A 26,332-nucleotide genomic window follows, 5' to 3' on the forward strand; every position below is an offset into this window, starting at 1 on the left:
ACGGGCTCTACCCTGGGACCCATGAACAACAACCGCGGAGCCGCTGGCAGGGGCCGGGTGACGGGTCTGCCCGACTGGGACCGCTGCGGGGTCATGGGCGTCGTCAACGTCACTCCGGACTCCTTCTCCGACGGCGGCCGCTGGTTCGACACCACCGCGGCCGTCAAGCGCGGCCTGGACCTCGTCGCGCAGGGCGCCGACCTCGTGGACGTCGGCGGCGAGTCCACCCGCCCCGGCGCCTCCCGCGTCGACGAGGAGGAGGAACTGCGCCGGGTCGTCCCCGTGGTGCGCGGCCTCGCCTCCGAAGGGGTCGTCGTCTCCGTCGACACCATGCGCGCGGCCGTCGCCGCCCGCGCGGTCGAGGCCGGCGCCGCCCTGGTCAACGACGTCAGCGGCGGACTCGCCGACCCCGGCATGATCCCGGCCGTGGCCGCCGCCGAGGTGCCCTTCGTGGTCATGCACTGGCGGGGCTTCAGCGAGGGCATGAACAGCCTCGCCGTCTACGAGGACGTCCTCGGCGAGGTCACCGCCGAACTCCGCTCCCGCATCGACGCCGTCGTCTCCGGCGGCATCGCCCCCGAGCGGATCGTCGTCGACCCCGGCCTCGGCTTCGCGAAGAACGCCGAGCACGACCTGGCCCTCGTCGCGCACCTGCCGGAGCTGCGCGCGCTCGGCTTCCCGCTGCTCGTCGCCGCCTCGCGGAAGCGTTTCCTCGGACGGGTCCTGGCCGGCGCCGCCGACACCGCCCCGCCGCCGGCCCGCGAACGGGACGCCGCCACGGCCGCCGTCTCGGCCATCGCCGCGCACCAGGGCGCCTGGGCCGTGCGGGTGCACGAGGTACGGGCGACCGCGGACGCGGTTCGGGTGGCCCGCGCCGTGGAAGGGGCACTGTGATCCGCCGGACGGACCTCCGCCGGCCGTACAGGGAAGGGGCACGGTGAGCCGTACCGACATCGAAGCGGTCGAAGAGGCCAACGCGGCCTTCTACGAGGCCATGGAGCAGGGGGACTTCGACGCGCTGTCGGCGCTCTGGCTCGACGACGAGATCTCCTGCGTCCACCCGGGCTGGCCGGTGCTCTCGGGGCGGGGCGAGGTACTGCGCTCGTACGCGCTGATCATGTCCCACACCGAGTACATCCAGTTCTTCCTCACCGACACCAAGGTGGCGCTGATAGGCGACACCGCGCTCGTCACGTGCACCGAGAACATCCTGAGCGGCGGACCCGCCGAGGACGGCGGCGAGCTGGGGCCTCTGGTGGGTCAGCTGGTCGTCGCCACCAATGTGTTCCGACGCACACCGCAGGGGTGGCTCCTGTGGTCCCACCACGGTTCTCCGGTGCTCACGGACTCCGATGACGAGGAGGAAGAGGGCACCGACTGACCCCAAGGGCGGGGGCCGGGCTCCGTCGCAGGTAAATTCGAAGGCGGACGACGCCGACCGCACTCGGCGTAGGCCCATGGCCCCGGGGAGTCCCGGGACCGGAAGCACCTACGAAAGCAGGAGTGATTCGCGTGGATCGTGTCGCGCTGCGCGGCCTCAAGGCTCGCGGGCACCACGGCGTCTTCCCCCGGGAGCGCGAAGAGGGCCAGACCTTCATCGTCGACCTCGTACTGCACCTCGACACCCGCCCGGCCGCGGCCGGGGACGACCTGGCGAAGACCGTGCACTACGGCGTCGTCGCCGAGGAGGTCGTCGACGTGGTGCAGGGCGAGCCCGTCGACCTGATCGAGACCCTCGCCGAGCGGATCGCACAGCAGTGCCTCAAGCACGAAGCGGTGGCACAGGTGGAGGTCGTCGTGCACAAGCCGGACGCACCCATCACCGTCCCCTTCGACGACGTGACCATCACGATCACCCGGAGCCGCGCATGAACAACGGAATGACCGCCCAGAGCGATCCCACCGTCCAGCCCGTACCCGCCTCGGTCGTCGAGGCCGTCGACGCGGCCGACGTGACGCTGTCCAATCCGAAATGGGCCGTGGTCGCGCTCGGCGCGAACCTCGGCAACCGGCTGGAGACCCTCCAGGGCGCCATCGACGCCCTCGGCGACACCCCCGGCCTGCGGGTCAAGGCCGTCTCCCCCGTCTACGAGACCGAGCCGTGGGGCGTCGAGCCCGGCTCGCAGCCCTCGTACTTCAACGCGGTCATCGCGGTGAAGACCACCCTGCCGCCGTCCTCGCTGCTGGAACGCGGCCAGGCCATCGAGGAGGCCTTCGATCGCGTCCGCGAGGAGCGCTGGGGCCCCCGCACCATCGACGTCGACATCGTTTCCTACGCCGACGTGGTCTCCGACGACCCCGTCCTCACCCTCCCGCACCCCCGCGCCCACCAGCGCGCCTTCGTGCTCGCCCCCTGGCACGACATCGACCCCGAGGCCCAGCTCCCCGGGATCGGCGCGGTCGCGGCCCTCCTGGCCGAAATCGGCCTGACCGGCGTCACGGCACGCCCCGACCTGGAACTCCGCCTGCCGGAGTAATCGTTAGCCTGTTCACTGCGACTGGCTGAGAGTGGGGAACGGGCAAGTGAAGCAACTGAGGCCGGCGGTCCTGGTGGGCATCTTCGTGATCGCCGGGGTCCTGTCCTGGGCGGGCGCCCGGCTGTGGAACGCGTACGGGAGCCTGCCGGGCGTGCCGCTGGCCGCGCCGGTCGTGCTGGCCGTCATCGCGGCCGTCCTGTTCGCCACGGCCCTGTCGATGCGCTCCCGGCTCAAGGCCCAGCGCGAGCGCCGCCCGGGGGCCAAGGGCGTGGAGCCGCTGATGGCGGCCCGCGCCGTGGTCTTCGGGCAGGCCAGCGCGCTCGTCGCGGCGCTGGTCGCCGGCATGTACGGCGGGGTCGGGGTCTTCCTGCTGACCGACGCCCTCGACGTGCCCGCGCGCCGCGACCAAGCCTGGTACGCGGGCGGCTCCGTCCTCGCGGGCGCGGCCGTCATCGCGGCCGCCCTCTTCCTGGAGCGGGTCCTGAGGCTCCCGGAGGACGAGGACCCGGGGAAGGCCCCGGCGACGGCCTAGCGGCCCGGGAGGGGCCGCTCCCCCGGCCTGCGGGCGCCGATCAGCGCGCCATGATGAGGCTCATCGCCTCGTTGCGCGTCGCGGGGTCACGGAGCTGTCCGCGGACCGCCGAGGTGATGGTCTTCGCGCCGGGCTTGCGGACGCCGCGCATGGTCATGCACATGTGCTCGCACTGGATCACGACGATCACGCCGCGCGGGTCGAGGATCTCCATGACCGATTCGGCGATCTGCGTGGTCAACCGTTCCTGCACCTGGGGCCGGCGCGCGAACACGTCCACCAGGCGGGCCAGCTTGGACAGACCGGTGATCTTGCCGTCCGTGGACGGGATGTACCCGACGTGCGCGACGCCGTGGAACGGGACGAGGTGATGCTCGCAGGTGCTCATCACCTCGATGTCCTTCACGAGGACCATTTCGTCGTGACCGAGGTCGAACGTCGTCGTCAGGACGTCCTCCGGGCGCTGGCTCAGGCCGGCGAATATCTCCTTGTACGCCCGCGCCACCCGCCCCGGGGTCGCCAGCAGGCCCTCACGGTCGGGATCCTCGCCGACCGCGATCAGGAGCTCTCGGACGGCCGCCTCGGCGCGCTTCTCGTCGAACTCGCCGATCGTGCCCTCGCCACCGGTCAGGGTCACTGGGTCGGTCATCTCATCCTCGTTCCTCTGTGCGCACACGGCCACGTGAAAGTGCCGCACCCCCCAGGCTAGAACCTGGGGGGCGCGGCAACCATTCCGGGCCTGATCAGGCCTCCGGGCGCTCCTCCGGGGAGGGCTCCGGGGCCTTCTCCACCGACACGGCCGGCGGGGCCGCCGAGATGCCGTTGGCGGCGTTCGTCAGCTGGAGCTCCTTGGGAGAGAGCACCGGCGGACGGGTGGAGGGGGTGCGACGGGAGGAGCCGGTCCACGCGGGACGGGCCGGACGCTTCACGATCGTCGAGAAGACCTCGGCGATCTGCTCCTTGTTCAGCGTCTCCTTCTCCAGCAGCGCGAGGACCAGGTTGTCCAGGACGTCCCGGTTCTCGACCAGGATCTCCCAGGCCTCGTTGTGCGCGGTCTCGATGAGCTTCTTGACCTCTTCGTCGACCAGCGCCGCGACCTCTTCCGAGTAGTCCCGCGGGTGCGACATCTCGCGGCCCAGGAACGGCTCGGTGTTGTCGCCACCGAACTTGATCGCCCCGAGACGCTCGGTCATGCCGTACTGCGTGACCATGGCCCGCGCCGTGGCGGTGGCCTTCTCGATGTCGTTCGCCGCGCCCGTCGTCGGGTCGTGGAAGACGAGCTCCTCGGCCGCGCGCCCGCCCAGCATGTAAGCCAGCTGGTCGAGCATCTCGTTGCGCGTGGTCGAGTACTTGTCCTCGTCGGGCAGGACCATGGTGTAACCCAGGGCCCGACCGCGGGACAGGATCGTGATCTTGTGGACCGGGTCGGAGTTCGGGGAAGCCGCCGCGACCAGGGCGTGTCCGCCCTCGTGGTACGCGGTGATCTTCTTTTCCCGGTCCGACATGATCCGGGTCCGCTTCTGCGGGCCCGCCACGACGCGGTCGATCGCCTCGTCCAGGGAGTGGTTGTCGATCAGCTTCTTGTCCGAGCGGGCGGTCAGCAGGGCCGCCTCGTTCAGGACGTTGGACAGATCGGCACCGGTGAAGCCGGGCGTGCGCCGGGCGACCGCGCCCAGATCGACGTCCGGGGCGACCGGCTTGCCCTTCTGGTGAACCTTGAGGATCTCCAGACGGCCCTGCATGTCCGGGCGGTCGACCGCGATCTGCCGGTCGAAACGTCCCGGGCGCAGCAGCGCCGGGTCGAGGATGTCGGGACGGTTCGTGGCGGCGATCAGGATGACGCCGCCCTTGACGTCGAAGCCGTCCATCTCGACGAGCAGCTGGTTGAGCGTCTGCTCGCGCTCGTCGTGGCCGCCGCCGAGGCCCGCACCGCGGTGCCGGCCGACGGCGTCGATCTCGTCGACGAAGACGATCGCCGGCGCGTTGGCCTTGGCCTGCTCGAACAGGTCACGGACACGCGAGGCACCGACACCGACGAACATCTCGACGAAGTCGGAACCGGAGATCGAGTAGAAGGGCACACCGGCCTCGCCCGCGACGGCGCGCGCCAGCAGGGTCTTGCCGGTGCCGGGCGGGCCGTAGAGCAGCACGCCCTTGGGGATCTTGGCACCGACGGCCTGGAACTTCGCCGGCTCCTGGAGGAACTCCTTGATCTCGTGGAGTTCCTCGACGGCCTCGTCCGAACCCGCGACATCGGCGAACGTCGTCTTCGGGGTGTCCTTGGTGATGAGCTTGGCCTTGGACTTCCCGAAGTTCATGACCCGGGAGCCGCCGCCCTGCATCTGGTTCATCAGGAACAGGAAGACCACGACGATGAGGACGAAGGGCAGGAGCGAGAGCAGCACGCTCAGGAACGGGCTGGTCTTGTCCGGGGTGACGGAGTAGCCGTCCGGGATCTGACCGGCTTCGTACTTGGTCTGGAGGTTCTGGGCGAGCTGAACGCCCTGATCCCCGATGTAGTTGGCCTGGAACTTGGTGCCGTCGTTGTTGCCGAGCTTCTGGTCCTTCTTGAGCTCGATCTTGATCATCTGGCTGTCGCCGGTGGTCAGCTTGGCGCTGTCCACCTGGCCACTGTTGATCGCCTTGATGACCTCGCTGGTCTCCACCGACTTGTAGCCGCCGCCGGAGCCGACGACGTTCATCAACACGACCACGGCGAGGACGGCCAGCACGATCCACATGACCGGCCCACGGAAGTATCGCTTCACGTCCATCCATACGGGGCGCTAGGCACCCCGTCCCTCCTGCCCGTAGGTAAATGCTGCTCTGAGTAAAGACTGTTCTTCGGAATGTACCCCTGTATTGTCACCCGCGGCCTCGTGGGACGGCTGACAGACCCGCCTTCCCATGCTCCAACGGCGGGAATCGCCCCGAGGTTCCCCAGGTTTCCCCGTGGTCCTGTCGGGAGCGGTCCCGCGGCCGGGGCCGCGGGGACGCGTCGCACGCGGTTCTCGCGGCGAACGCGACCGGGGAGGCGTGTCAGCCGCCGTAGACGTGCGGGGCGAGCGTGCCGACGAACGGCAGGTTGCGGTACTTCTCCGCGTAGTCGAGGCCGTAGCCGACGACGAACTCGTTCGGAATGTCGAAGCCGACCCACTTCACGTCGATCGCGACCTTCGCGGCGTCGGGCTTGCGCAGCAGCGTGACGACCTCCAGGGAGGCCGGCTGGCGCGAGCCCAGGTTCGACAGCAGCCAGGACAGCGTCAGACCGGAGTCGATGATGTCCTCGACGATCAGGACGTGCTTGTCCTTGATGTCGGTGTCCAGGTCCTTGAGGATCCGCACCACGCCGGAGGACTGGGTCCCGGCACCGTAGGACGACACCGCCATCCAGTCCATGGTGAGCGGGGTGGACAAGGCACGCGCCAGGTCCGCCATCACCATCACCGCGCCCTTGAGCACACCGACGATGAGCAGGTCCTTGCCCGCGTACTCCGCGTCGATCTTCGCGGCCAGCTCGGCCAGCTTCGCGTCGATCTCTTCCTTGGTGATGAGCACCGACTGGAGGTCGCTGCCCATGTCCTTCTCGTCCACCCGCATCACTTTCGTTGTCGGCCGGGGCTCCGGGGGTGCCCCCGGAGGACTCAGCCGTGCTTCAGCACCATTCAGCCCTGCCGAATGACAAGTCTGCCACCCTGCCGCTGGGCCTCGACGCGGCCGGGCAGGTTGATGGCGCCCTGGCCGCGCCATCCGGTGATGAGGCGGTCGACTTCCTCGATGTGGCGGGCGAACAGCGAGCCCGCGGGGGAGCCGGCCGCGACGACGGCCCTGCGCAGCACACGGCGCCTGACGGCCGGGGGCAGGGCGTACAGCTTGGCGCACTCCAGGCGGCCGTCGGCGTCGCGTACGCCGGTCTCCGCGTCGGCGGCCCAGGCGTCCAGGGCGTCGGCGTCGTCCCGGGAGAGCTGCGCGGTGCGGGCGAGGGCCTCGACGACCCCCTTGCCGAGCGCCTTTTCGAGGGCGGGCAGTCCCTCGTGGCGCAGCCGGGAGCGGGTGTAGGCGGGGTCGATGTTGTGCGGGTCGTCCCAGACGGGGAGGGACTGGACCATGCAGGCCTTGCGGGCGGTCTGCCGGTCGATCTGCAGGAACGGGCGGCGGTAGCGCTTGGTGCGGCCCGGTCCTCCCGAAACCTCGGCCATGCCCGACAGGGAGCGGATGCCGGAGCCGCGGGCGAGGCCGAGCAGGACGGTTTCGGCTTGGTCGTCGCGGGTGTGGCCGAGCAGCACGGCGGCGGCGCCGAGCCGGTCGGCGGCCTCGTCGAGCGCCGAGTAGCGGGCGTCGCGGGCGGCGGCCTCGGGTCCGCCGTCGCGGCCGACGCGCACGGCGACGGACTCCACCGGGTCGAGGCGGAGCGCGGTCATGCGGGTGACGACCTCGGCGGCGCGCAGGTCGGAGCCGGGCTGGAGGCCGTGGTCGACGGTGATGCCGCCGGCCCGGATGCCGAGCTTGGGGGCTTCGAAGGCGAGGGCGGAGGCGAGCGCCATGGAGTCGGCGCCGCCGGAGCAGGCGACGAGGACGAGTGGCGGGGTGCCGTCCGGGGTGCGACGGTCGGCGGAACGGTGGGTGAGGTCGGTGAGGACGTCGTGGAGTACGCGGCGGACCGCCAGGCGTATCGCCGCGACCGCAGGATGGGGACCCATGTCCGGTGCCCTTCGTGGAGTTCGGATGCTCGGAGGCGTTGGGGGTGGTGCGAGGGGTGCTGCTCGGCGGTGACCGGTCCGCACCTCCGGTGTCCGCGGCGGGATGGCCGCGGAGGAACCCCCGGAAGTTGCGGGTTGTCACTCAGAGTGCGTCGATGGTGACAGAACCGAGCCGTTCCCCGAGCATCGCACGCCCTTCCACGGCCCACGGTCCCTCGGACGGGTGACGCTGCTTCCCCCAGTGAGACATGTTTACGCCCCGTGCGTCACCTTCCTTCGCTCCCCTCGCTCCCCCTGCCGTGCACCCGGGCCACCCAGTCGGCGGGCTTGGCGATCTCCGTTTTGGTGGGCAGCGTGTTCGGTGAGGTCCACACGCGGTTGAAGCCGTCCATGCCGACCTGGCCGACGACGGCGCGGACGAACCGTTCGCCGTCGCGGTACTGGCGGAGCTTCGCGTCGAGCCCGAGGATCTTGCGCAGGGCGGCGTCGAGCCGGCCGGCTCCGCTGGCCCTGCGCTGCTGGAACTTCTCGCGGATCTCGGCGACGGAGGGGACGACCTCGGGGCCGACGCCGTCCATGACGAAGTCGGCGTGGCCCTCCAGCAGGGACATGACGGCGGTGAGGCGGCCGAGCACCTCGCGCTGTTCGGGGGTCTGGACGAGCTCGACGAGCGAGCGGCCCTCCTCGCCGCGTTCGGCCTCGGGGCGGGCGCCCGCGAAGGACTGGACGGCTTCGCGGAGCCGTTCCAGGACGGTGGAGGGGTCCATTTCGGTGGCGCCGAGGAACGTCTGGATTTCGCCCTCCAGATGGGCCCGCAGCCACGGGACGGCCGTGAACTGGGTACGGTGCGTCTCCTCGTGCAGGCAGACCCACAGGCGGAAGTCGTGCGGGTTCACCTCCAGCTCGCGCTCGACGTGCACGATGTTGGGGGCGACGAGGAGCAGCCGGCCGCCCGTCGCGGCGGAGCCCGGCAGGTCGAGGCCGGCGGGCGCGAAGGTCTCGTACTGACCGAGGACCCGGGAGGCCAGGAAGCTCAGCAGCATGCCCAGCTCGACGCCGGTGACCTTGCCGCCGACCGCTCCGAGGACCGCGCCGCCGGGGGCGGCTCCGCGACGTTCCTGCATCTTGCCGAGCAGGGGGCCGAGCAGCTCCCGGAAGCCGGCGACGTTGGCCTTGATCCATCCGGCCCGGTCGACGACCAGGACGGGCGTGTCGGGGACGGAGGCCCCGCCGTCGGGCAGGGCGGCCATCATCCGGGTGAAGTCGCGCACGTGCTGTTCCGAGGTCCTGGCGTGCCGCCGCAGCTCCGCCACCACGGCCCGGGCCTCCTCGCGGCTGACCTCGGGACCCGGCCGCACGAGCCGGGTCGCGGTCGCCACCGCGAGGTTCCAGTCGACCATCTCCGCACCACCGATGCTCGTCATGCGTAAACCGTACGTGGACCTGCGCCGGAGCGGACCCCCTACGGTGTGGTGGCCACCGCCGCGGCGAGCTTGTCGAGGCCCTTCTCGGCGGCGGGCCCGTCCGGGGCGCCCGCGGTGAGGAAGGCGAAGGCCAGCAGGCGCCCGGAGGGGTCGACGGCGGTACCGGCGAGGGAGTTCACGCCGGTCAGGGTGCCGGTCTTGGCCCGCAGCAGGCCCGCGGCCGGGGAGGTTCCGGCGTTGCGGGAGCGCAGCGTGCCGGTGAAGCCGGCGACGGGGAGGCCGGTGAGGACCGGTCTGAGTTCGGGGTGGCGGGGGTCGGCGGCCTTGGCGAGGAGTCCCGTCAGGAGGCGGGTGCTGACCTTGTCGGCGCGGTTGAGGCCGCTGCCGTCGGCGAAGCGGGAGCCGCCCACGTCGAGGCCGAGGGAGGCCAGCTTGTCGGAGACGGCCTTCTCGGCGCCCTCGAAGCTCGCGGGCGCGCCCGCGGCGACGGCGGTCTGGCGGGCGAGGGCTTCGGCGATGTCGTTGTCGCTGTGGGTCAGCATCCGTTCGACGAGGCCGGCGACCGGGGTGGACCCGGTGGCGGCCAGCTGCTGGGCGTCGGCGGGGGCGTCGACCCGGGCGGGTTCGCCGGTGACCTTGATGCCGCGTTCGCGCAGCAGGCCGGCGAAGGCGCGGGCGGTGTCGCCGGAGGGGTCGTCGCTGCGCGCGACGGGCCCGGAGACGGACTCGTCGGGGCGGCCCTCGTCGGCCATGAGGGCGGTGACGGGGGCGATGTTGTCGTTGCGGCCGATCGGGTGGCGGACGGCGCCGGGGTAGAGGAAGTCGTCGTAGCCGAGGGTGACGGTGTCGGTGCCGGCGGCCTTGAGGGCCTGCGCGGTGTCCGCGGCGAGGGCGACGAGGCTGCCGCCGGATCCGGCGGGGCTCTTCTTCTTCGCGGTGAGCGAGGGGTCCCCGCCGCCGACGAGGACGATCCGGCCCGGTTCGGCCCCGGGGGTCACGGTGGTCCGGATCCGGTGCTCGGGGCCGAGGGCGGCCAGCGCGGCCACCGCGGTGGCGATCTTGATGGTGGAGGCCGGGGTCATGGCCTCGCCCGGCGCGGACTCGTAGAGGACGCGGCCGGTCGCGGTGTCGATCACCGAGGCGCTGCGCACGGTGCCGAGCGCGCGGTCGGCGATGAGCGGTCCGAGCGCCCCGGCGAGCGCCTCGGAGCCGCCGGGGGCGGCGGCCGCGGGCCGGTCTCCGGTCGGGGCGGACGGGCCGATGCCGGGGAGCACGCCGGGGGCGCTGGCCGCGGGCCTGGGCAGGGCCGCCCCCGTGACGTGATCTGCGCCACCCACACGGCTCCAGGAGGCGGCCCTGTCCCGCTCGGCCTTACGCTGACCGGAGTCCCACGGCCCGGCGCTTGCCACCGTCACCGCCGAGAGGGCGAGGCCGGCGACGGCCGACCCCGCGATGAGCTGCCACGTCTTGACCAATGGCACCTCGGACCAGCCCCTTTCGCGATCACACATATGCGTGAGGGACACTTAACCACTGCGTCTTGCCGCGAGCATGGCACCCCACCCCGTAGCGCTGGGCGGGACGCGCGCGCGGTTGAATCAAATGCAGTCCCGTAGCAATGAAGCTGATCATGGAGGAGCAGGACGTGGAGTTCGACGTCACCATCGAGATCCCCAAGGGTTCGCGGAACAAGTACGAGGTGGACCACGAGACCGGCCGGATCCGTCTGGACCGTCGCCTCTTCACCTCGACCAGCTACCCGGCCGACTACGGCTTCGTCGAGAACACCCTCGGCGAGGACGGCGACCCGCTGGACGCGCTGGTCATCCTGGACGAGCCGACCTTCCCGGGCTGCCTGATCAAGTGCCGCGCGATCGGCATGTTCCGCATGACGGACGAGGCGGGCGGCGACGACAAGCTGCTGTGCGTGCCGGCCTCGGACCCGCGTGTCGAGCACCTGCGCGACATCCACCACGTCTCCGAGTTCGACCGCCTGGAGATCCAGCACTTCTTCGAGGTCTACAAGGACCTGGAGCCCGGCAAGTCCGTCGAGGGCGCGAACTGGGTCGGCCGCACCGAGGCCGAGGCCGAGATCGAGGCCTCGTACAAGCGCCTGGAGGCGCAGGGCGGCCACCACTGAGCTCCGCTCGGTGATCCGTGTCGGCGCCTTGCGCCGACCGGCTGACGCGACCACGGGCGGCACCCCTCGCGGGGGGTGCCGCCCGTTCGTCGTGTCCGGGCGGCGGTCGGGGCCGCGCCCGACCGTCGCGGCGACACCGGACGACCGCCGGAGCCGGACCGGAGGGACGGCGGAGGTCCGGTGGGGATCGGCCGGAGGCCCGGCGGCGGATGAGCCGGGAGGGGTCGGGTACGGGCGGGGAGCGGTTGACCGCCCGGAGGCCGCTCCCGGAGACCGATCGGCGGATGGCCGTCCGCTTTCGCCGGGGAGGAAACGATTCCGCATACTTGTGTCCGGGCCGACAGGACGGGAGGACGCGTGGCGGAGGCCGAAGGATCCGGGTTCGAGGACCGGAAGCCGAAGTCGGACGAGGCGCGCAGCGCGTTCACCGCGCCGCACGGCATCGCGGCCGAGTCCCCGGAGGACGACCAACCGACGTCGGAGTTCACCATCCCCGACGGTCTGGCCGCGGTGACCGTCGAGCCCGAGGGCTCCGCCTTCGCCGCCCCGGCCACCTACAGCGCCCAGCACTCCCCGCCCGCGTACACGCCCGGCATGGCCGCCGGTTTCCCCGGCTCCCGGATGAAGGAATCGCCCTGGCAGGACCGCATGCGCGTCATGCTGCGCATGCCGGTGGACGTCCGGCCGGTGGCCGAACCCGTGCAGAAGAGCGACAGCGGACCCGCGGTGGGCCGCGTCCTCGACCTCACGCTGCGCATCGGCGAACTGCTCCTGGCGGGCGGCGAGGGCGCCGAGGACGTCGAGGCGGCCATGTTCGCCGTCGCCCGCTCCTACGGCCTCGACCGCTGCGAGCCCACGGTCACGTTCACCCTGCTGTCCATCACCCACCAGCCCTCCCTGGTCGACGACCCCGTTTCGGCGAACCGCACGGTGCGTCGGCGCGGCACGGACTACACCCGGCTCGCCGCGGTCTTCCGGCTGGTGGACGACATCAGCGCGCACGAGGTGGAGGTCTCCCTGGAGGAGGCCTACCGCCGGCTCGCCGAGATCCGCCGCAACCGCCACCCGTACCCGGGCTGGGTGCTCACGGCCGCCGCCGGGCTGCTCGCCGGGGCCGCCTCCACGCTCGTCGGCGGCGGGGTCACGGTGTTCTTCTGCGCCGTGCTCGGCGCCGTCCTCGGTGACCGGCTCGCCTGGTTCTGCGCCGGCCGCGGGCTGCCGGAGTTCTACCAGTTCGTCGTCGCGGCCATGCCCCCGGCCGCGATCGGGGTGGCCCTGAAGATCGCCGAGATCGACGTCCGCGCGTCCGCGGTGATCACCGGTGGGCTGTTCGCGCTGCTCCCGGGTCGGGCCCTGGTGGCAGCCGTGCAGGACGGCCTGACCGGCTTCTACATCACCGCCTCGGCGCGCCTGCTGGAGGTCATGTACCTCTTCATCGGGATCATCGTGGGCGTGCTCGTCGTCCTCTACGTCGGCCTGCAGTTCGGCGCCGAGCCGAACCCGGACGAGGTGCTCCAGATCCCCTCCCGGCCGATCGTCCAGATCCTGGCCTCGATGGTCCTGGTGTTCACCTTCGCCATCCTGCTCCAGCAGGAACGCTCGACCGTGCTGATCGTGACGCTGAACGGCGGGGTCGCCTGGGTGACCTACGGGGCGCTGCAGGCGGCCGAGCTGCCCCCGGTGCCGTCCACGGCGATCGCCGCGGGCCTGGTCGGCCTCTTCGGGCAGCTCTTCTCCCGCTACCGGTTCGCCTCGGCCCTGCCGTACGTGACCGCCGCCATCGGGCCGCTGCTGCCGGGCTCCGCTACGTACTTCGGGCTGCTGTCGATCGCCGAGAACCGGCTCGACGCGGGGCTGGCCTCGCTCACCAACGCCGCCGCCATCGCCCTCGCCATCGCGGTCGGGGTCAACCTGGGGTCGGAGACCTCCCGCCTGTTCATGCGGATCCCGGGGGCGGAGAGCGCCGCGAAGCGCCGGGCGGCGAAGCGCACGCGCGGCTTCTGAACCCCTGCCGCCCCGGGGGCCGCCCGGGCGGCCCGCTGCGGGCATGCGAACGCCCCGGGGACACTCGGGTCCCCGGGGCGTCGTACGTGCGTCCGTACGGGCGGTCAGCGCTTGGCGTGCCGGCCGCGCGGCTGCGGGTCCTCGGGGGCGGGGGCGCCCTGGGCGGGACCGGCGGCGGCCGACTTCGCCTTGTTCTTCCGGGCCTTCAGCACCTCGAAGATCACCGGGATGATCGAGACGAGCACGATGCCGATGAAGATCGGCTCGATGTTCGTCTTGATGATCTCGAACTGGCCGAGCTTGTAGCCGAGGCAGGTGACGCCCGCGCCCCACAGGACGCCGCCGATGATGTTGTAGGTCAGGAAGGTGCGGTACTTCATCGCGCCGGCGCCCGCGACCATCGGCGCGAAGGTGCGGATGATCGGCACGAAGCGGGCGAGCACGATGGCCTTGGGGCCGTGCTTCTCCATGAAGTCGTGCGCGGCGTCGAGGTTCTCGCGCTTGAACAGCCTGGAGTTCGGCCGGTTGAAGAGCTTCGGCCCGAAGTGCTTGCCGATCAGGTAGCCCACCTGGTCACCGATGACGGCCGCGAGCACGATGAGCGTGCAGACCATCCACAGCGGCTGGCTGATGTTGCCGCTCGCGACGAACAGGCCCGCCGTGAAGAGCAGGGAGTCGCCGGGCAGGAACGCGAACAGTCCCGATTCGGCGAAGACGATGATCAGGATTCCGATCAGGCCGAACTCCCCGATCAGATAGTCCGGGGACAGCCACTCAGGGCCGAGCGCAAGCGTGTACACGAGTTCCGGGCTCTCCTGGATCGAGGGGAATCAGCGGGGATGCGGGGCATGACGGGTGGTTCCAATTATGAACGCACACCGCCCCCGCCAGGTTCCAGGTACCTGCGGGGGCCGTGTGCGCACGGTGCGGGAGCCTTCCGGTGAACTCCCGGCACGCTCCCGACTAGGCCTTCCGGATCGCGTTCGCGAGGATCGCGTCGCGGACGAAAACGGCCAGACCCGGACGCACGGCTTCGTAGTACGCGGTGAACCTCTCGTCCGCGACGTACATCTCACCGAGACAGGTGTGGATCTCGTACGTGCAGAAGTAGTAGGCACCGTTGATCCAGCTCCGGTGGTCCTCGGCGAGGTCCATGGCCGGCTCGGACTCGGCGGCGGCGCCGGAGTCCAGCAGGGCGGCGAAGCGCTCGTTGAGGTCCGCGGCCGCCGCCTGGATCCGCTGCCAGTCCTCCTTCGTGTAGGACGCGGTGCGGCGGGTCGACTCCCGGTACGCGTCGGTGCCGCCCCAACGGCGCTCCGCCTCCTCGGCGTGCTCGTCGGGGTCGAAGTCCCCGAAGACCTCGAACTTCTCCTCCGGCGTGAGGTTGATGCCCATCTTCTTCGCCTCCATGGCGTGCTCAACGGCCTTGGCCATCTGCTGGAGCCGGGCGATCCGGTCGGACAGCAGGGAGTGCTGCCGGCGCAGGTGCTCCTCCGGGTCCGAATCCGGGTCGTCCAGCAGGACCGCGACCTCGTCGAGCGGGAAGCCGAGCTCCCGGTAGAACAGGATCCGCTGCAACCGGTCGAGGTCGGCGTCGTCGTACCGCCGGTGCCCCGCCCCGCTGCGGCTGCTCGGGGAGAGCAGCCCGACCTCGTCGTAGTGGTGCAGCGTGCGCACCGTCACTCCGGCGAACCCGGCGACCTGACCCACTGACCAGCCCATCGCTTCCCGCTCCTTCCGATCGGTTGGGTACGCCCTTCACTGTGGGACCTCACGCCGCGTGAGGTGCAAGTCCGCCGCGCGGACCTACTTGCTGAGCCCCCGGAAGCGCGCCACCGCCAGGGGGAAGAACACCGCGAGCAGCAGCAGCGGCCAGCCGACGGCGAGCAGCGCGGCGTGCTCGGCCGCCCACGACGCGGAGGACGCCGCGCCCGCCGGGTTCCCGAACAGGTCGCGCACCGCGGTGGCCGTCGCCGACATCGGGTTCCATTCCACCACCGCGCCCAACCAGCCGGGCATGGACTCCGGGGTGGCGAAGGCGTTGGACAGGAAACCCACCGGCCACACCAGGATCTGCACGGCCTGCACCAGCTCCGGCCGGCCCGCGACCATGCCGAGGAAGATCCCGATCCACAGCATCGCGAAGCGCAGCACCAGGAGCAGCGCGAACGCGGTCAGCGCGGCCGCCGCCGAGCCGTGCCAACGCCAGCCGAGCAGCAGGCCGACGCCCGCCAGGACGGCCAGCCCCAGCGCCGACTGGAGCATGTCGGCGGCGCTGCGGCCCACGAGCACCGCCGACGAGGACATCGGCATCGCGCGGAACCGGTCGATGACCCCCTTGCCGAGGTCCTGGGTGACGGCCGTCATCGTCGCCTCCAGGCCGAAGGCCATGGTGAGGGCGAACATGCCGGGCACCAGGAACTCGACGTACTCGCCGTCGATGCCGCGTCCACCGCCGACGAGGAAGCCGAACATCAGCAGCATCATCACCGGGAAGGCCAGCCCGACGATCACCTGCACCGGCTGCCGCGCCCAGTGGGCGAGTTCGCGGCGGGTCATCGTCCAGGAGTCCGTGACCACCCATGGCGTGCTCATACGGTCGCCTCCGCCTTCTCGCCGGTACCGGCCGCGTCGTCGGCGCCGGCGGACGCGCCTCCCCCGCCTCCCGTGCCGCCCGTGCCGCCCGTCAGCAGGAGGAAGACCTCGTCGAGGGTGGGGCGCCGTACCGAGAGGTCCGCCGCCTCGATGCCGGCCTCCTCCAGGGCCCGCAGGGTCCGGGTGAGGCCCGCCATCCGGTCCCGCACGGGGAAGCTCAGGGTCAGCGCGTCGCGGTCCAGCGACGGGTCCGGGTGCGGGACGCGTTCGGCCGCGCGCGCCAGGTCCGCCGCCTCCCGCAGGACGACGACGATCCGGTCCGTCCCGACACGGGCCTTCAGCTCGTCGGCGGTGCCCTCGGCGGCCACCCGCCCCGCGTCGACGAGCGAGATCCGGTCGGCCAGCCGGTCCGCCTCCTCCAGGTACTGGGTGGTCAGCAGGACGGTCGTACCGCCGCCGACCAGGGAGCGGACCGCCTCCCACACCTCGGCGCGGCCGCGCGGGTCCAGTCCGGTCGTCGGCTCGTCCAGGAACAGCACCTGCGGTTCGGTGATCAGGGACGCGGCGAGGTCCAGGCGGCGGCGCATGCCGCCGCTGTACCGGGCGACCGGCTTGCGCCCGGTGTCCGCGAGGTCGAAGCGGGCGAGCAGTTCGTCGGCCCGCGCGCCGGCCCGACGGGAGCCCAGGTGGTGGAGTCGGCCGAACATCTCCAGGTTCTGTCGGCCGTCCAACTGCTCGTCGAGCGCGGCGTGCTGGCCGAGCAGCCCGATGCGGGCGCGGACGGCCGCCGGGTCCTCGCGCACGTCGTGTCCCGCCACCCGCACCACGCCCTCGTCGTGCCGCAGCAGGGTGCTCATGACCCGGACCGCCGTGGTCTTGCCGGCGCCGTTGGGGCCGAGGACGGCGTGCACCGTCCCGGCCGGTACCTCCAGGTCGAGCCCGTCGAGGGCCCGCTTCTCCCCGTACCGCTTGTGCGCTCCTTCGACGGAGATCGCCAAGGGTCCTCCTCATTAGTCAAACTTGATTAGCTGGATCGGCAAAGCTATGCCCGCCGCACGGATTAGTCAAACTTGATTAGCTGTGCTCTTCCGGAGTCTTCTGCTCCGCGTAGGGGTTCTCCTGGCCGTCCGCCAGGACTCCTACGAACGGGTCGCCGCCCTCGCCCGCGAAGGAGTACGCCCCCTCCTCGATCCGGGCGATCAGCCCCCGGGTCCACTCCGCCTCGGCGTCGGACGAGTGGACCCACATGTGCATGATCTCGCCGATGTGCCCGAGTTGGCCGGGCCCGCCCTCCGGCGTGTAGTACTCGGTCACCGCGGACCGCCAGCCCGCCAGCTTCGCGAGCCGCTCGCGCAACAGCGCCAGCACCTCGTCCCGCGGCAGGTCGACCATGAAGCCGATCGCCGCCGACAACACGTCCGTCTTCTGGTCGTGGGCCGCCAAGGCCTTCCGCAGCAGCCGGAAGTACTCCTCACGGCCCGCGTCCGTCACCTCGTACTCGGTCCGCGGTGGCCCGCCGGCCGCGCTCGGCGCCACCTCGTGCGCGAGCAGGACGCCCTGCTTCGCCATCTGCTTGAGCGCGTGGTAGATCGAGCCGGGCTTGGTGTTGGACCACTCGTGGGCGCCCCAGTACTCCAGGTCGTTGCGCACCTGGTAGCCGTGCGCCCGGCCGTGCTGGCGGACCGCACCGAGGACGAGGAGCCGAATCGCTGACATCGGGCCAGGCTACTCATCCCCCGGGCGCGCGCCGCCTCAGCCCATGGCCTTGGTCCCGTCCAGGGACTCGCGGATGATGTCCGCGTGGCCGGCGTGCCGGGCGAACTCCTCGACCAGGTGCAGCAGCATCCACCGCATCGAGACCTTGCCGTTCTCCGGGAACCAGGGGGCCGGCGGCAGCGGGAAGGTGTCGTCCAGACTCGGCACCGCCACGATGAAGGCCTCGGTCTCCTCACGGACCCCGTCCCAGAAGGCCAGCACCTGCGGCATCGACTCGCCCTCGACCAGCCGGAAGCCATCGCTCCAGGACTGCTCCTCGGACCCGCCCTCGTCCTGGCGCCGCTGCGCCATCCGGAGCCAGCCGAGCTCGCACACGGCGACGTGCTTGAGCAACCCGGACAGCGAGAGCTCGCTGACGGTGGGGCGGCTCGCCGCCTGCTCCTCGGTCAGGCCCCGCGCCGTCCCGCGCAGCGCCTCGCGCTGGGCCTCGACGAAGGCGAGGAGCGTCCCGCGCTCGTCACCGGGGACCTCTGTGGAAACCTGAGCCATGGCCGACCGCCTACTTCCGTGGGTTCTTCTCCTGCTGACGAGAACCACGCTACGGAGCCTTGCGGTCAGCTTCTGTCCTCAACTCGCGGCCGGTCGCCTTCGCCCGTCACTGCCCCTGCTCGTCCTGCCGGATCACGGGCAGGGCGGTGGCGGGCTGCGGGAGGAGCGCCTTGGAGAGGTCCTGCTTGCCCGTCGGGTCGAGCCCGTACATGGCCTCGTAGATCTTGCGGACCGCCGGTCCCGACGCACCGGATCCGGTGCCGCCCTGGGAGATCGTCATGACGATCGAGTAGTCCGCCGTGTACGAGGCGAACCACGAGGTGGTCTGCTTGCCCTGGACCTCGGCGGTACCCGTCTTGGCGTGCATCGGGATCTGCTTCTGCGGCCAGCCGCCGAAGCGCCAGGCGGCGCTGCCGTTGGTGGCCACCCCGGCGAGGGCCTCGTCGATGTCGTCGCGGGTCCTGGCGTCCATCGGGAGCCTGCCCTGCTCCTTCGGCGCGATCTCCCGCACCGACCGGCCGTCGGCACTGATGACCGCCTTGCCGACGCTCGGCTGGTGGATCGTGCCGCCGTTGGCGATGGCCGCGTAGACCGAGGCCATCTGGACCGGGGTGACGAGCGTGTCGCCCTGCCCGATCGAGTAGTTGATGGCGTCACCCTCGCGCAGCTGGTTGCCCTGACGGCAGTTCTCGTAGGCGATCTTCTCGGCGAAGGTGCCGTTCTTCTTGCCGTCCCGGCACCAGGCGTCCTTGTTCGCCGTGAAGAAATCCTGCTTCCACTTACGGTCGGGGATCCGGCCGGGCACCTCGTTGGGCAGGTCGATGCCGGTGCGCTTGCCCAGGCCGAACTCGTGGGCGGTCTTGAGGAACCAGTCGTTCGGGTCCTTCTTCGGCTTGATGCCGCCGTCCTTCTTCCACTCCTGGTCGGCGATGGCGTAGTAGACGGTGTCGCAGGACACTTCCAGGGCTCGCCCGATGGTGATGTCGCCGTGGCCCTGCGATTCGAAGTTCGTGAAGGTCTGGTTGCCGACCGTGTACGCGCTGGGGCAGGGGTAACGCCGGTTGAACGGGTACCCCGCGTTGACCGCGGCGGCCGAGGTGACCACCTTGAAGATGGAGCCGGGCGCCGCCTGGGCCTGGATCGCCCGGTTCAGCAGCGGGTAGTTGGACTCCTTCGCGGTGAGCCCCGCGTAGTCCTTCGCCGAGATGCCGCCCACCCAGGCGTTGGGGTCGTACGTCGGGTTCGAGGCCATCGCCACGACCCGTCCGGTCCTGGTCTCCATCACCACGACGGCACCCGAGTCGGCCTCGTAGTTGCGGTGGGTGTTCCTGTCGTACCCCTTGCGCGCCTCGATCATCGCGGCGTTCAGCTCCCGCTCGGCGACCGCCTGCACGCGGGAGTCGATGGAGGTCACGATGTTCGAGCCGGGCTGCGCCGGGTCGGTCTCGCCCTGCCCGAGGATCCTGCCCAGGTTGTCCACCTCGTAGCGGGTGACACCGGCCTTGCCCCGCAGCTCCTTGTCGTAGGTGCGCTCCAGACCGGAGCGGCCCACCTGGTCGGAGCGCAGGTACGGCGAGTCCGTCTTCTTCGCCCTGACGATCTCCTCGTCGGTCACCGGCGACAGGTAGCCCAGCACCTGGGAAGTGTTGGCCTGGTCGGGGCCCGCGTACCGGCGCAGCGCCGTGGCCTCGGCGGTGATGCCCGGGAAGTCCTCGGGGTGCTCGCGGATCTGCAGGGCCTGCTCGGTGGTGGCCTCGTCACTGATCGGGATCGGCTGGTACGGGGACCCGTTCCAGCAGGGCTGCTTCGTCTTGGAGTCGCAGAGCCGGACCTTGTCGAGGACCTCCTGCGGGTCCATGCCCAGGATCCCCGCGAGCCGGGTCAGGACGCCCTTGCCCTTGTCCTTCATCGCCAGCAGCTCCGTGCGCCCGGCCGAGACCACGAGGTGCGTGGCGTTGTCGGCGAGCGGAACCCCGCGCGAGTCGAGGATCGAACCGCGCACCGCGGGCTGGATCACCTGCTGGACGTGGTTGTTCTTGGCCTCGTCCGTGTACTCCTGGCCGTTGCGCACCTGGAGGAACCACAGTCGCCCGCCGAGCGTGAGGAGCAGCGAGAAGACGACCACCTGGATGACGACGAGCCGGTTCTGGACCCTGGGGGTCCGGCCGGTCTCCGGAATGTTGCTCAACCCTGATCTCCCCCGGACGCGAGCCGTACGCCCGGCCGAGTGTAGGGGGCCGCGACCGGCGACCTAGAACGGGAACCGGGTACGACCGTGCTGGACGGAGATCCACTTCTGGGTCGTGAAGGCCTCCACGGTGGCCTCTCCGCCCAGCCGGCCCAGGCCCGAGTCCTTCTCCCCGCCGAACGCGGTGAGGGGCTCGTCGCCGATCGTCGAGTCGTTGACGTGGATCATCCCGGTCTCGATGCGGCCGGCGAACCGGACCCCGCGCTCCACGTTCCGGGTGTGCACGGCCCCGCTGAGCCCGTACGGGGTGGCGTTGGCCAGGCGCACCGCCTCGTCCTCGCCGTCGAAGACGACCAGCAGCGCGACGGGGCCGAAGATCTCCTGGGTGAGCAGCGGGGAATCCTCCGGGAGCCCGGCCAGTACGGTCGGCTCGACCAGGTTGCCGCGCGTAGACCCCCGTACGAGTGCCCGTGCCCCGGATTCCACGGCCCGGTCCACGAGCGCGGTCAGGGCGTCGGCCTGGAAGGAGTTGATGAGGGGACCGATGTGGGTGTCGGCCTCGCGCGGGTCGCCGGTCTTCAGGGCGCGCACCCGGGCGGTGAACCGCTCGGTGAACTCCTCGGCCACGGAGGCGTCGACGAGGATCCGGTTGGCGGCCATGCAGACCTGGCCCTGGAAGACGAAGCGGCTGAAGACGGCCGCGTCGACCGCGTAGTCGAGGTCGGCGTCGTCGAGGACGACCAGGGCGCTGTTGCCGCTGAGTTCGAGGACCGTCCGCTTGAAGTGCCTGGCGGCGACGGCCCCGACGTGCCGGCCGGTGCGGTCGGAGCCGGCGAAGGAGATCACCTTGGGGACGGGGTGGGTCAGGATCGCGTCGCCTATTTCGGCGATGTCCGTGACCAGGACGTTCAACAGGCCGGCGGGCAGGCCCGCCTCCTCGAAGATCTTGGCGATGATCCCGCCGCCGGACACCGGGGCGTTCTGGTTGGGCTTGATGACCACCGCGTTGCCCAGGGCCAGGGCCGGGGCGACCGACTTCAGGGTCACCAGGAGCGGGAAGTTGAAGGGGCTGATCACCGCGACGACCCCGACGGGGAGGCGCTGGACCCGGTTCTCCTTGCCCTGCACCAGCGAGGGCAGGACGCGGGCCTCGGGGCGGACCGCCAGTTGGATCGCCTCGCGCAGGAACTCCATCGCGAGGTGGACCTCGTACTCGGCCTTGGGGCGGGTCCCGCCGAGCTCGTCGATCATCGCCTCGACGAATTCCTTCTGGCGTTCCTCCGTGATGCGCAGGGCGCGTTCCAGGACCGCGCGTCTCGCGTACGGGCTGGTGGCCGCCCATTCCTTCTGCGCCCGCTCGGCCGCGCGGTAGGCCCGGTGGACCTGCTCGACCGTGGCCACCGTGATGGCGGCGAGCTTCTCCCCGTTGTACGGGTTGACGTCGATGATGTCCCACGAACCGGTGCCGGCCAGCCATTCGCCGTCTATGTACTGGTGAGCAAGGTCGGTGAATATGGACATGCCATCCCTTACTGCGAGCGCGCACCCTTGCGCTGCACCGGAGACCGGTCGGTCGTCATACACTGATCAGACGTCATAGTACGTGCGGATCAAGACAGTTGGAGCAGTCCTCGCAGGAGATCGCGGGTCCGATCGGGATCCGGGCAATCGGCCTGGAGCCTGCGCATGGCCCGCGCGTACTGCGCCACTTCCTCTTCTTTGTCCAGGTAGAGGGCGCTGGTGAGCTGTTCCAGATAGACGATGTCCTGGAGGTCCGACTCGGGGAAGCGCAGCAGGGTGAAGGCCCCGCTCTCGCCCGCGTGGCCGCCGAAGGAGAACGGCATCACCTGGAGCTGCACGTTCGGCCGCTGACTGATTTCGATCAGATGTTCCAATTGGCCGCGCATCACGTCGCGGTCGCCGTACGGGCGGCGCAGCGCGGCCTCGTCGAGCACGGCGTGGAAGATGGGGGCGTTCTCGGAGACCAGGACCTTCTGGCGCTCCAGGCGCAGCGCGACGCGGCGGTCGATCTCGGCGGCGCTCGCGCCCGGCATGCCCCGGCTGACGACGGCATGGGCGTAGGCCTCGGTCTGCAGGAGCCCGTGGACGAACTGGACTTCGTAGATCCGGATGAGCGAGGCGGCGCCCTCCAGGCCGATGTACGTCTGGAACCACCCGGGGAGCACGTCGCCGTAGCTGTGCCACCAGCCGGTGGCGTTGGCCTCCCGGACCAACCCCAGCAGGGACTCGCGCTCGGCGTCGTCCGTCACTCCGTAGAGCGTGAGGAGGTCTTCGACGTCCCTGGCCTTGAAGCTCACCCTTCCCAACTCCAAGCGGCTGATCTTCGATTCGGATGCGCGGATCGAGTAGCCGGCCGCCTCACGGGTGATGCCGCGGGATTCTCGGAGTCGCCTGAGCTGAGAGCCCAGGAGGATGCGTCGCACCACAGAACCGCTTGCTTCTGCGGTCACTGGTCCTGCCCTCCCCATCGCAATGGCGTGCGCGTTGGCGTGCGCGTGCTCGGCGGGGCCCCCGTACCCCGGTGCCGCAGTCTGCCACCAAAACGCATCGGCCCGTACTCGTTCTGTAACGGAATCCTGCGCCCCGGAAAAGAAGTCCGTAAGTATGCGTAGGAAGAAATGAGCAAGAACCGTCACGGGAGGGGACGGAGCGGGCGCGTGCACGTGCATCTGCCCTTGCATCCGGCTTCGGCATTCGGAACGATGGTGCCGCGCACCTGCGTGCACTTCGCGCCGGCGCGCTGGACCCACCCCGCAGTTCTCCATGGACAGAGCCGCCGCTTCGTCCGCGAATCCCGGGAGTGCCTCGCATGGGGACGAATGGATCGACCATGCTGGAGCCGTTACGGCAGGGGCTGCCCCCGGTCGACCCCACGGCTGTCTCCGGATCCGCGTCATGCGGTCTGCCCGCCCGCTTCGACGCGGTGCGCGGCGCGCGTTCGTTCACCCGGTCCACGCTGTCCCAATGGGGCCTCGACGACCGCTTCGACGACGTCTCCCTCGTCGTCTCCGAACTCGTCACCAACGCACTGCGGCACGCGCTGCCCGACGACGCACGGCCGTCGGGCGAGCCCGAGCCCGCGGTGCGGCTGCACCTGATGCGGTGGAGCACCCGCCTCGTGTGCGCGGTGCGCGACCCCAGCGAGGACCGGCCCGGCGGATCGTTCGTGCCGGAGCGGACCGACGAGAACTGCGACCTGGAGTCGGGGCGGGGGCTGTTCCTGGTGGACGCGTACAGCGACAGCTGGGGCTGGCACCCGCTCGCGGGCCGGCTGACCGGCAAGGTCGTCTGGGCGCTGTTCCTGCTCCAGGACTGACGCGCACGGTTCGGCGGGACCCGTGCGCGCGGGGTGCGGGATCGGGACATTCACGGGGGCCACTGGCCGGGGTTGATCGTTTGGATCAGTCCCGGCCAGTGCACGTGCATGGCGTGAATCGATGCGCTGTTCCGTCAGCCGATCAAGTGATCGAATTCGCCGTCCTTGACGCCCAGGAGCAGGGCCTCTATCTCGGCCGGCGTGTACACGAGCGCCGGCCCGTCCGGGAAGCGCGAATTGCGCATGGCGACGTCGCCGCCGGGCAGTCTGGCGAACTCCACGCAAGAACCCTGCGAGTTGCTGTGTCGGCTCTTCTGCCAGGTCAGCTCGTACATGGAAGCGAGTTCTGCAGCTGCCATCCCGTTGTACGCGTGGTCCACAGGAAGCCCCCGATAGTGCAGATGTCAACTCCACCGGATCATAGCTGTGTTCATTAGCGCATGCATGGGCAGATGCACGTGCACGCGCGGTACCGAATCGATCACTGTCAGGGGCGAAGAGCCTCCGCGACCTCGTCCAGCGAGTCCAGCAACTGCTCGGCCGCTCCCCGCAGAACACCTGATTCCGGGGCGTTCCAGTCGGCCAGCAGGCTCCGGACGCCGTCCCACTCGGGGACCCGCCGCTCCCGGACCGCCCGCGCCCCGGCCTCCGTCGCCGCGCGCAGCGCCTCGGCGAGCTCGGCGGCGCCGGGAACGGGGGCGTGGGCCCGGTCCGGGAGGTGCGCCTCCAGCAGCATGGCGTTGCGGCCGAGGGCGGCCACCGCGTCCGCCGCCCCGTCGGCCGCCGCCCGGGACAGCCCCCGGTGGCGCACCGGCTCCCCCTCGGCCCGGTCCAGCGCCTCCTGCCAGGCGATGCGGGCGTCACGGGTTTCCAGCAGGGCCTCCCGGACGTCGGCGCGCCGGGCCCCGGCCGGATCGGCGTACTGCCCGAGCACGGCCGCCGCGTACCGCCCGACGGCGGCGAGCCAGTCGGCGAGCCGGGTCCGCAGCCGAGGCGTCTCCCAGGCCGGGTAGAGGGCGTACCCGACCATGGCGAGGATCCCGCCCACCAGGGTCAGGGCGATCCGGTCCGGCACGGTCTGGTCCCATCGGACGCCGCCCATCCCGAGCAGGAAGACGACGTAGGCGGAGACGAAGGTCTGGGCGACGGCGTACCCGGTGCGCATCAGGACGTACATCAGGCCCGCGCTGACCACCGCGAGGAGACCGGACAGGTACATCCCCGGCTGCGCCACCTGCACGATCGCGGTGGCCGCGCCGACCCCGACCAGGGTGCCGCCGAACCGGGCCACGGCCCGGGACCAGGTCTGGGAGAAGTCCGGCCGCATGACCATCACCGAGGCCATCGGCGCCCAGTAGCCGTGCCCGAACGGCAGCGCGCCCCCGATGAGGTACCCGGCGCAGGCCACGACCGTCACCCGCACGGCGTGCCGCAGCACGGGCGATCCCGGGCGCAGCTCGGCCCGTACGGCCTTCAGCACGTGGGGCACCATCCGCGGCAGGGTGGGCCGGAGCATCGCCTCGCCGGGGTCGGCGGTGCGCCCGGAGCCGGGTGCGGCCGTCTCCAGTACGTCGTCCAGCAGCGCGGCGAGCCTGCGGGCGGCCCGCAGCGGCGCCCCGTCGAGCAGCTCCGCGAGGTCGGGTGCCTTGAGCACGGCCAGTTCGGGCGCGGGCAACCGTACGGGCTCGCCCTGCCTGATCGCCCGCGCGGCGCAGTCCAGTACGACCGCGGCGGCGGCGAGCAGTTCCCGCACCCGGTCCCGGGCCGGGCCCTCGGCGGGCGCCCCGACGGCCGGGTCTGCCAGCGAGGCCAGCACGGGGCGGATCCGCTCGGCGAGCCCGCGCGCCCCGTGCAGTTCGGCTGGGCGCCGGCGGGCCTGGCGGACGGTGACGGTCGCCGCGGCCCGGGCCTTCATCAGGGGCTGCGGGTCGAAGGGGGCGACGGGGTCGTGGCGCAGTCGGCGGGCGTAGTCGGCCTCGGCGGCGAGCGCGTCGGCCAGCGCGTCGCGGTGGGCGCCCCAGCGGCGGACCGGGAAGAGCACGATCAGCAGCGCCTGCACCACCCCGCCCGCGGCGATCATCGCCGCGTGCCCGGCGGCCTGCGGGACGGAGGTCGGCAGGGTCACGGTGACCAGCATGATCGCGACGTTGCCGGAGGCGATGATCCCCGCGGTCGGCCCGGCGGCCCACAGCATGCCCGCCGCGAAGGCCCAGAGCGCGAGCAGCAGGAGGAACAGGCCGGTCTGCGACGCGCCGACCAGGTAGCCGACGAACGTGGAGACGGCCAGCGTCAGTCCGGAGGCGAGGGCCAGGGCCGGGCGCGGACGCCAGCTCTGCTGGAAGGTGGCGATGGCGGCCATGAAGGCGCCGAACGCGGAACTGGCGGCGGCGCCGGGCCCGAGGAGGGCGAGGCCGGCGCCGATGACGATCGCGAGTCCCACGGCCGCCCGCAGCGCGATGAGGGGTTCCAGCGGGGTCCGGGTGACCGTCATGCCCGAGCGTGCGGTGTCCTTCAGGGCCCGGAGCCAGCTCATGGCAACGACACTAACCTCGATCGATCCCCGATCGACGTTTCGCCGGTTTTCAGGACTTCTTCAGATTTGTCAGGGGGCGGCGGGACCGGTTCCATGGGGCCGATGTCCGGAAGGATTTCCGGATCATCCGAAAGGTG

General features: G+C 71.2%; 25 protein-coding genes. 8 read left to right on the plus strand and 17 right to left on the minus strand.

Going from position 1 to position 26,332, the window contains the following annotated elements; all coding sequences use genetic code 11:
- Window positions 1-21 precede the first annotated feature (21 nt).
- The 5 genes from folP to ACZ58N_RS31495 all read left to right on the plus strand — a co-directional run bounded on the left by folP (window position 22) and on the right by ACZ58N_RS31495 (window position 3,009).
- The gene (gene folP, locus ACZ58N_RS31475) at window positions 22-894 is read left to right on the plus strand and encodes a dihydropteroate synthase (protein WP_471166777.1); all 873 of its coding nucleotides are present in this window, start codon (window positions 22-24) and stop codon (window positions 892-894) included.
- Window positions 895-937: 43 nt separating this feature from the next.
- A complete protein-coding gene (locus ACZ58N_RS31480) occupies window positions 938-1,381 on the plus strand; it encodes a nuclear transport factor 2 family protein (protein ID WP_389709952.1) in 444 nt (147 codons plus the stop codon).
- A gap of 131 nt (window positions 1,382-1,512) precedes the next feature.
- A complete protein-coding gene (folB, locus tag ACZ58N_RS31485; RefSeq protein ID WP_030010912.1) occupies window positions 1,513-1,872 on the plus strand; it encodes a dihydroneopterin aldolase in 360 nt (119 codons plus the stop codon).
- Window positions 1,869-2,477: a 2-amino-4-hydroxy-6-hydroxymethyldihydropteridine diphosphokinase gene (gene folK, locus ACZ58N_RS31490; RefSeq protein WP_385581880.1), complete on the plus strand. Its 609-nt coding sequence runs from the start codon at window positions 1,869-1,871 to the stop codon at window positions 2,475-2,477. Before folB ends, folK begins: the two co-directional genes overlap by 4 nt.
- Before the next feature lie 46 nt (window positions 2,478-2,523).
- Window positions 2,524-3,009, plus strand: coding sequence for a DUF3180 domain-containing protein (locus tag ACZ58N_RS31495; protein ID WP_471166781.1), 486 nt, complete (start codon window positions 2,524-2,526; stop codon window positions 3,007-3,009).
- 40 nt (window positions 3,010-3,049) lie between these two features.
- On the opposite strand, the gene folE is transcribed toward ACZ58N_RS31495, so the two are convergent.
- The 6 genes from folE to dacB form a co-directional block, all read right to left on the minus strand.
- Window positions 3,050-3,658: a GTP cyclohydrolase I FolE gene (folE, locus tag ACZ58N_RS31500; protein WP_471166783.1), complete on the minus strand. Its 609-nt coding sequence runs from the start codon at window positions 3,656-3,658 to the stop codon at window positions 3,050-3,052.
- Window positions 3,659-3,752: 94 nt separating this feature from the next.
- Window positions 3,753-5,783, minus strand: coding sequence for an ATP-dependent zinc metalloprotease FtsH (gene ftsH / locus ACZ58N_RS31505; protein ID WP_471166786.1), 2,031 nt, complete (start codon window positions 5,781-5,783; stop codon window positions 3,753-3,755).
- A gap of 265 nt (window positions 5,784-6,048) precedes the next feature.
- Window positions 6,049-6,609, minus strand: coding sequence for a hypoxanthine phosphoribosyltransferase (gene hpt, locus ACZ58N_RS31510; protein ID WP_030158549.1), 561 nt, complete (start codon window positions 6,607-6,609; stop codon window positions 6,049-6,051).
- Between the two features lie 65 nt (window positions 6,610-6,674).
- Window positions 6,675-7,709, minus strand: coding sequence for a tRNA lysidine(34) synthetase TilS (gene tilS, locus ACZ58N_RS31515; RefSeq protein WP_471166789.1), 1,035 nt, complete (start codon window positions 7,707-7,709; stop codon window positions 6,675-6,677).
- Between the two features lie 266 nt (window positions 7,710-7,975).
- Complete coding sequence (locus tag ACZ58N_RS31520) at window positions 7,976-9,133, minus strand: zinc-dependent metalloprotease (RefSeq protein ID WP_389709941.1); 1,158 nt, start codon at window positions 9,131-9,133, stop codon at window positions 7,976-7,978.
- Window positions 9,134-9,171: 38 nt separating this feature from the next.
- Window positions 9,172-10,614: a D-alanyl-D-alanine carboxypeptidase/D-alanyl-D-alanine endopeptidase gene (dacB, locus tag ACZ58N_RS31525; RefSeq protein WP_471166791.1), complete on the minus strand. Its 1,443-nt coding sequence runs from the start codon at window positions 10,612-10,614 to the stop codon at window positions 9,172-9,174.
- 164 nt (window positions 10,615-10,778) lie between these two features.
- Here dacB and ACZ58N_RS31530 point away from each other — a divergent pair, with 164 nt between their 5' ends.
- Entirely contained in the window at window positions 10,779-11,273 is a 495-nt protein-coding gene (locus ACZ58N_RS31530) for an inorganic diphosphatase (RefSeq protein ID WP_008742522.1), read from the plus strand.
- 357 nt (window positions 11,274-11,630) lie between these two features.
- Window positions 11,631-13,277 (plus strand): threonine/serine exporter family protein, encoded by a 1,647-nt coding sequence (locus tag ACZ58N_RS31535; protein ID WP_471166793.1) that lies wholly within the window; start codon window positions 11,631-11,633, stop codon window positions 13,275-13,277.
- Window positions 13,278-13,381: 104 nt separating this feature from the next.
- Here ACZ58N_RS31535 and ACZ58N_RS31540 read toward each other — a convergent pair whose 3' ends face one another.
- The 9 genes from ACZ58N_RS31540 to ACZ58N_RS31580 all read right to left on the minus strand — a co-directional run bounded on the left by ACZ58N_RS31540 (window position 13,382) and on the right by ACZ58N_RS31580 (window position 22,814).
- A complete protein-coding gene (locus ACZ58N_RS31540) occupies window positions 13,382-14,077 on the minus strand; it encodes a DedA family protein (protein ID WP_471166795.1) in 696 nt (231 codons plus the stop codon).
- 163 nt (window positions 14,078-14,240) lie between these two features.
- Window positions 14,241-14,999 carry a MerR family transcriptional regulator gene (locus tag ACZ58N_RS31545; RefSeq protein ID WP_471166797.1) on the minus strand — a complete coding sequence of 253 codons (759 nt, stop codon included), beginning with the start codon at window positions 14,997-14,999 and terminating at the stop codon, window positions 14,241-14,243.
- Window positions 15,000-15,083: 84 nt separating this feature from the next.
- Window positions 15,084-15,872: an ABC transporter permease gene (locus ACZ58N_RS31550; RefSeq protein ID WP_471166800.1), complete on the minus strand. Its 789-nt coding sequence runs from the start codon at window positions 15,870-15,872 to the stop codon at window positions 15,084-15,086.
- Window positions 15,869-16,870 (minus strand): ATP-binding cassette domain-containing protein, encoded by a 1,002-nt coding sequence (locus tag ACZ58N_RS31555; protein WP_471166803.1) that lies wholly within the window; start codon window positions 16,868-16,870, stop codon window positions 15,869-15,871. Before ACZ58N_RS31555 ends, ACZ58N_RS31550 begins: the two co-directional genes overlap by 4 nt.
- 76 nt (window positions 16,871-16,946) lie before the next feature.
- A complete protein-coding gene (locus tag ACZ58N_RS31560; RefSeq protein WP_471166806.1) occupies window positions 16,947-17,588 on the minus strand; it encodes a PadR family transcriptional regulator in 642 nt (213 codons plus the stop codon).
- A 36-nt stretch (window positions 17,589-17,624) separates the two neighbouring features.
- Window positions 17,625-18,137 (minus strand): DinB family protein, encoded by a 513-nt coding sequence (locus ACZ58N_RS31565; RefSeq protein WP_471166809.1) that lies wholly within the window; start codon window positions 18,135-18,137, stop codon window positions 17,625-17,627.
- 106 nt (window positions 18,138-18,243) lie between these two features.
- Window positions 18,244-20,325 carry a penicillin-binding protein 2 gene (gene mrdA / locus ACZ58N_RS31570; RefSeq protein ID WP_471166812.1) on the minus strand — a complete coding sequence of 694 codons (2,082 nt, stop codon included), beginning with the start codon at window positions 20,323-20,325 and terminating at the stop codon, window positions 18,244-18,246.
- Window positions 20,326-20,388: 63 nt separating this feature from the next.
- Window positions 20,389-21,846: an aldehyde dehydrogenase family protein gene (locus ACZ58N_RS31575; RefSeq protein WP_471166815.1), complete on the minus strand. Its 1,458-nt coding sequence runs from the start codon at window positions 21,844-21,846 to the stop codon at window positions 20,389-20,391.
- An 89-nt stretch (window positions 21,847-21,935) separates the two neighbouring features.
- On the minus strand, window positions 21,936-22,814 hold the full coding sequence (locus tag ACZ58N_RS31580; RefSeq protein ID WP_389709924.1) for a helix-turn-helix domain-containing protein: 879 nt from the start codon (window positions 22,812-22,814) through the stop codon (window positions 21,936-21,938).
- A gap of 362 nt (window positions 22,815-23,176) precedes the next feature.
- Here ACZ58N_RS31580 and ACZ58N_RS31585 point away from each other — a divergent pair, with 362 nt between their 5' ends.
- Window positions 23,177-23,662: an ATP-binding protein gene (locus ACZ58N_RS31585; RefSeq protein ID WP_385581923.1), complete on the plus strand. Its 486-nt coding sequence runs from the start codon at window positions 23,177-23,179 to the stop codon at window positions 23,660-23,662.
- A gap of 134 nt (window positions 23,663-23,796) precedes the next feature.
- Here ACZ58N_RS31585 and ACZ58N_RS31590 read toward each other — a convergent pair whose 3' ends face one another.
- Window positions 23,797-24,042, minus strand: coding sequence for a DUF397 domain-containing protein (locus tag ACZ58N_RS31590; protein WP_281210229.1), 246 nt, complete (start codon window positions 24,040-24,042; stop codon window positions 23,797-23,799).
- A gap of 107 nt (window positions 24,043-24,149) precedes the next feature.
- A complete protein-coding gene (locus ACZ58N_RS31595; protein WP_471166821.1) occupies window positions 24,150-26,195 on the minus strand; it encodes an FUSC family protein in 2,046 nt (681 codons plus the stop codon).
- Between the last annotated feature and the right edge of the window lie 137 nt (window positions 26,196-26,332).

The sequence above is a fragment of the Streptomyces sp. NPDC040432 genome (genome assembly GCF_055595445.1).

Coding starts and splice junctions, on each gene's coding strand:
- folP (WP_471166777.1), top strand. CDS start 22: ATGAACAACAACCGCGGAGCCGCTGGCAGGGGCCGGGTGACGGGTCTG.
- folK (WP_385581880.1), top strand. CDS start 1,869: ATGAACAACGGAATGACCGCCCAGAGCGATCCCACCGTCCAGCCCGTA.
- folE (WP_471166783.1), bottom strand. CDS start 3,658: ATGACCGACCCAGTGACCCTGACCGGTGGCGAGGGCACGATCGGCGAG.
- ftsH (WP_471166786.1), bottom strand. CDS start 5,783: ATGGACGTGAAGCGATACTTCCGTGGGCCGGTCATGTGGATCGTGCTG.
- hpt (WP_030158549.1), bottom strand. CDS start 6,609: ATGCGGGTGGACGAGAAGGACATGGGCAGCGACCTCCAGTCGGTGCTC.
- tilS (WP_471166789.1), bottom strand. CDS start 7,709: ATGGGTCCCCATCCTGCGGTCGCGGCGATACGCCTGGCGGTCCGCCGC.
- ACZ58N_RS31520 (WP_389709941.1), bottom strand. CDS start 9,133: ATGACGAGCATCGGTGGTGCGGAGATGGTCGACTGGAACCTCGCGGTG.
- ACZ58N_RS31545 (WP_471166797.1), bottom strand. CDS start 14,999: ATGGGCTGGTCAGTGGGTCAGGTCGCCGGGTTCGCCGGAGTGACGGTG.
- ACZ58N_RS31550 (WP_471166800.1), bottom strand. CDS start 15,872: ATGAGCACGCCATGGGTGGTCACGGACTCCTGGACGATGACCCGCCGC.
- ACZ58N_RS31560 (WP_471166806.1), bottom strand. CDS start 17,588: ATGTCAGCGATTCGGCTCCTCGTCCTCGGTGCGGTCCGCCAGCACGGC.
- ACZ58N_RS31565 (WP_471166809.1), bottom strand. CDS start 18,137: ATGGCTCAGGTTTCCACAGAGGTCCCCGGTGACGAGCGCGGGACGCTC.
- ACZ58N_RS31575 (WP_471166815.1), bottom strand. CDS start 21,846: ATGTCCATATTCACCGACCTTGCTCACCAGTACATAGACGGCGAATGG.
- ACZ58N_RS31580 (WP_389709924.1), bottom strand. CDS start 22,814: ATGGGGAGGGCAGGACCAGTGACCGCAGAAGCAAGCGGTTCTGTGGTG.
- ACZ58N_RS31585 (WP_385581923.1), top strand. CDS start 23,177: ATGCTGGAGCCGTTACGGCAGGGGCTGCCCCCGGTCGACCCCACGGCT.
- ACZ58N_RS31595 (WP_471166821.1), bottom strand. CDS start 26,195: ATGAGCTGGCTCCGGGCCCTGAAGGACACCGCACGCTCGGGCATGACG.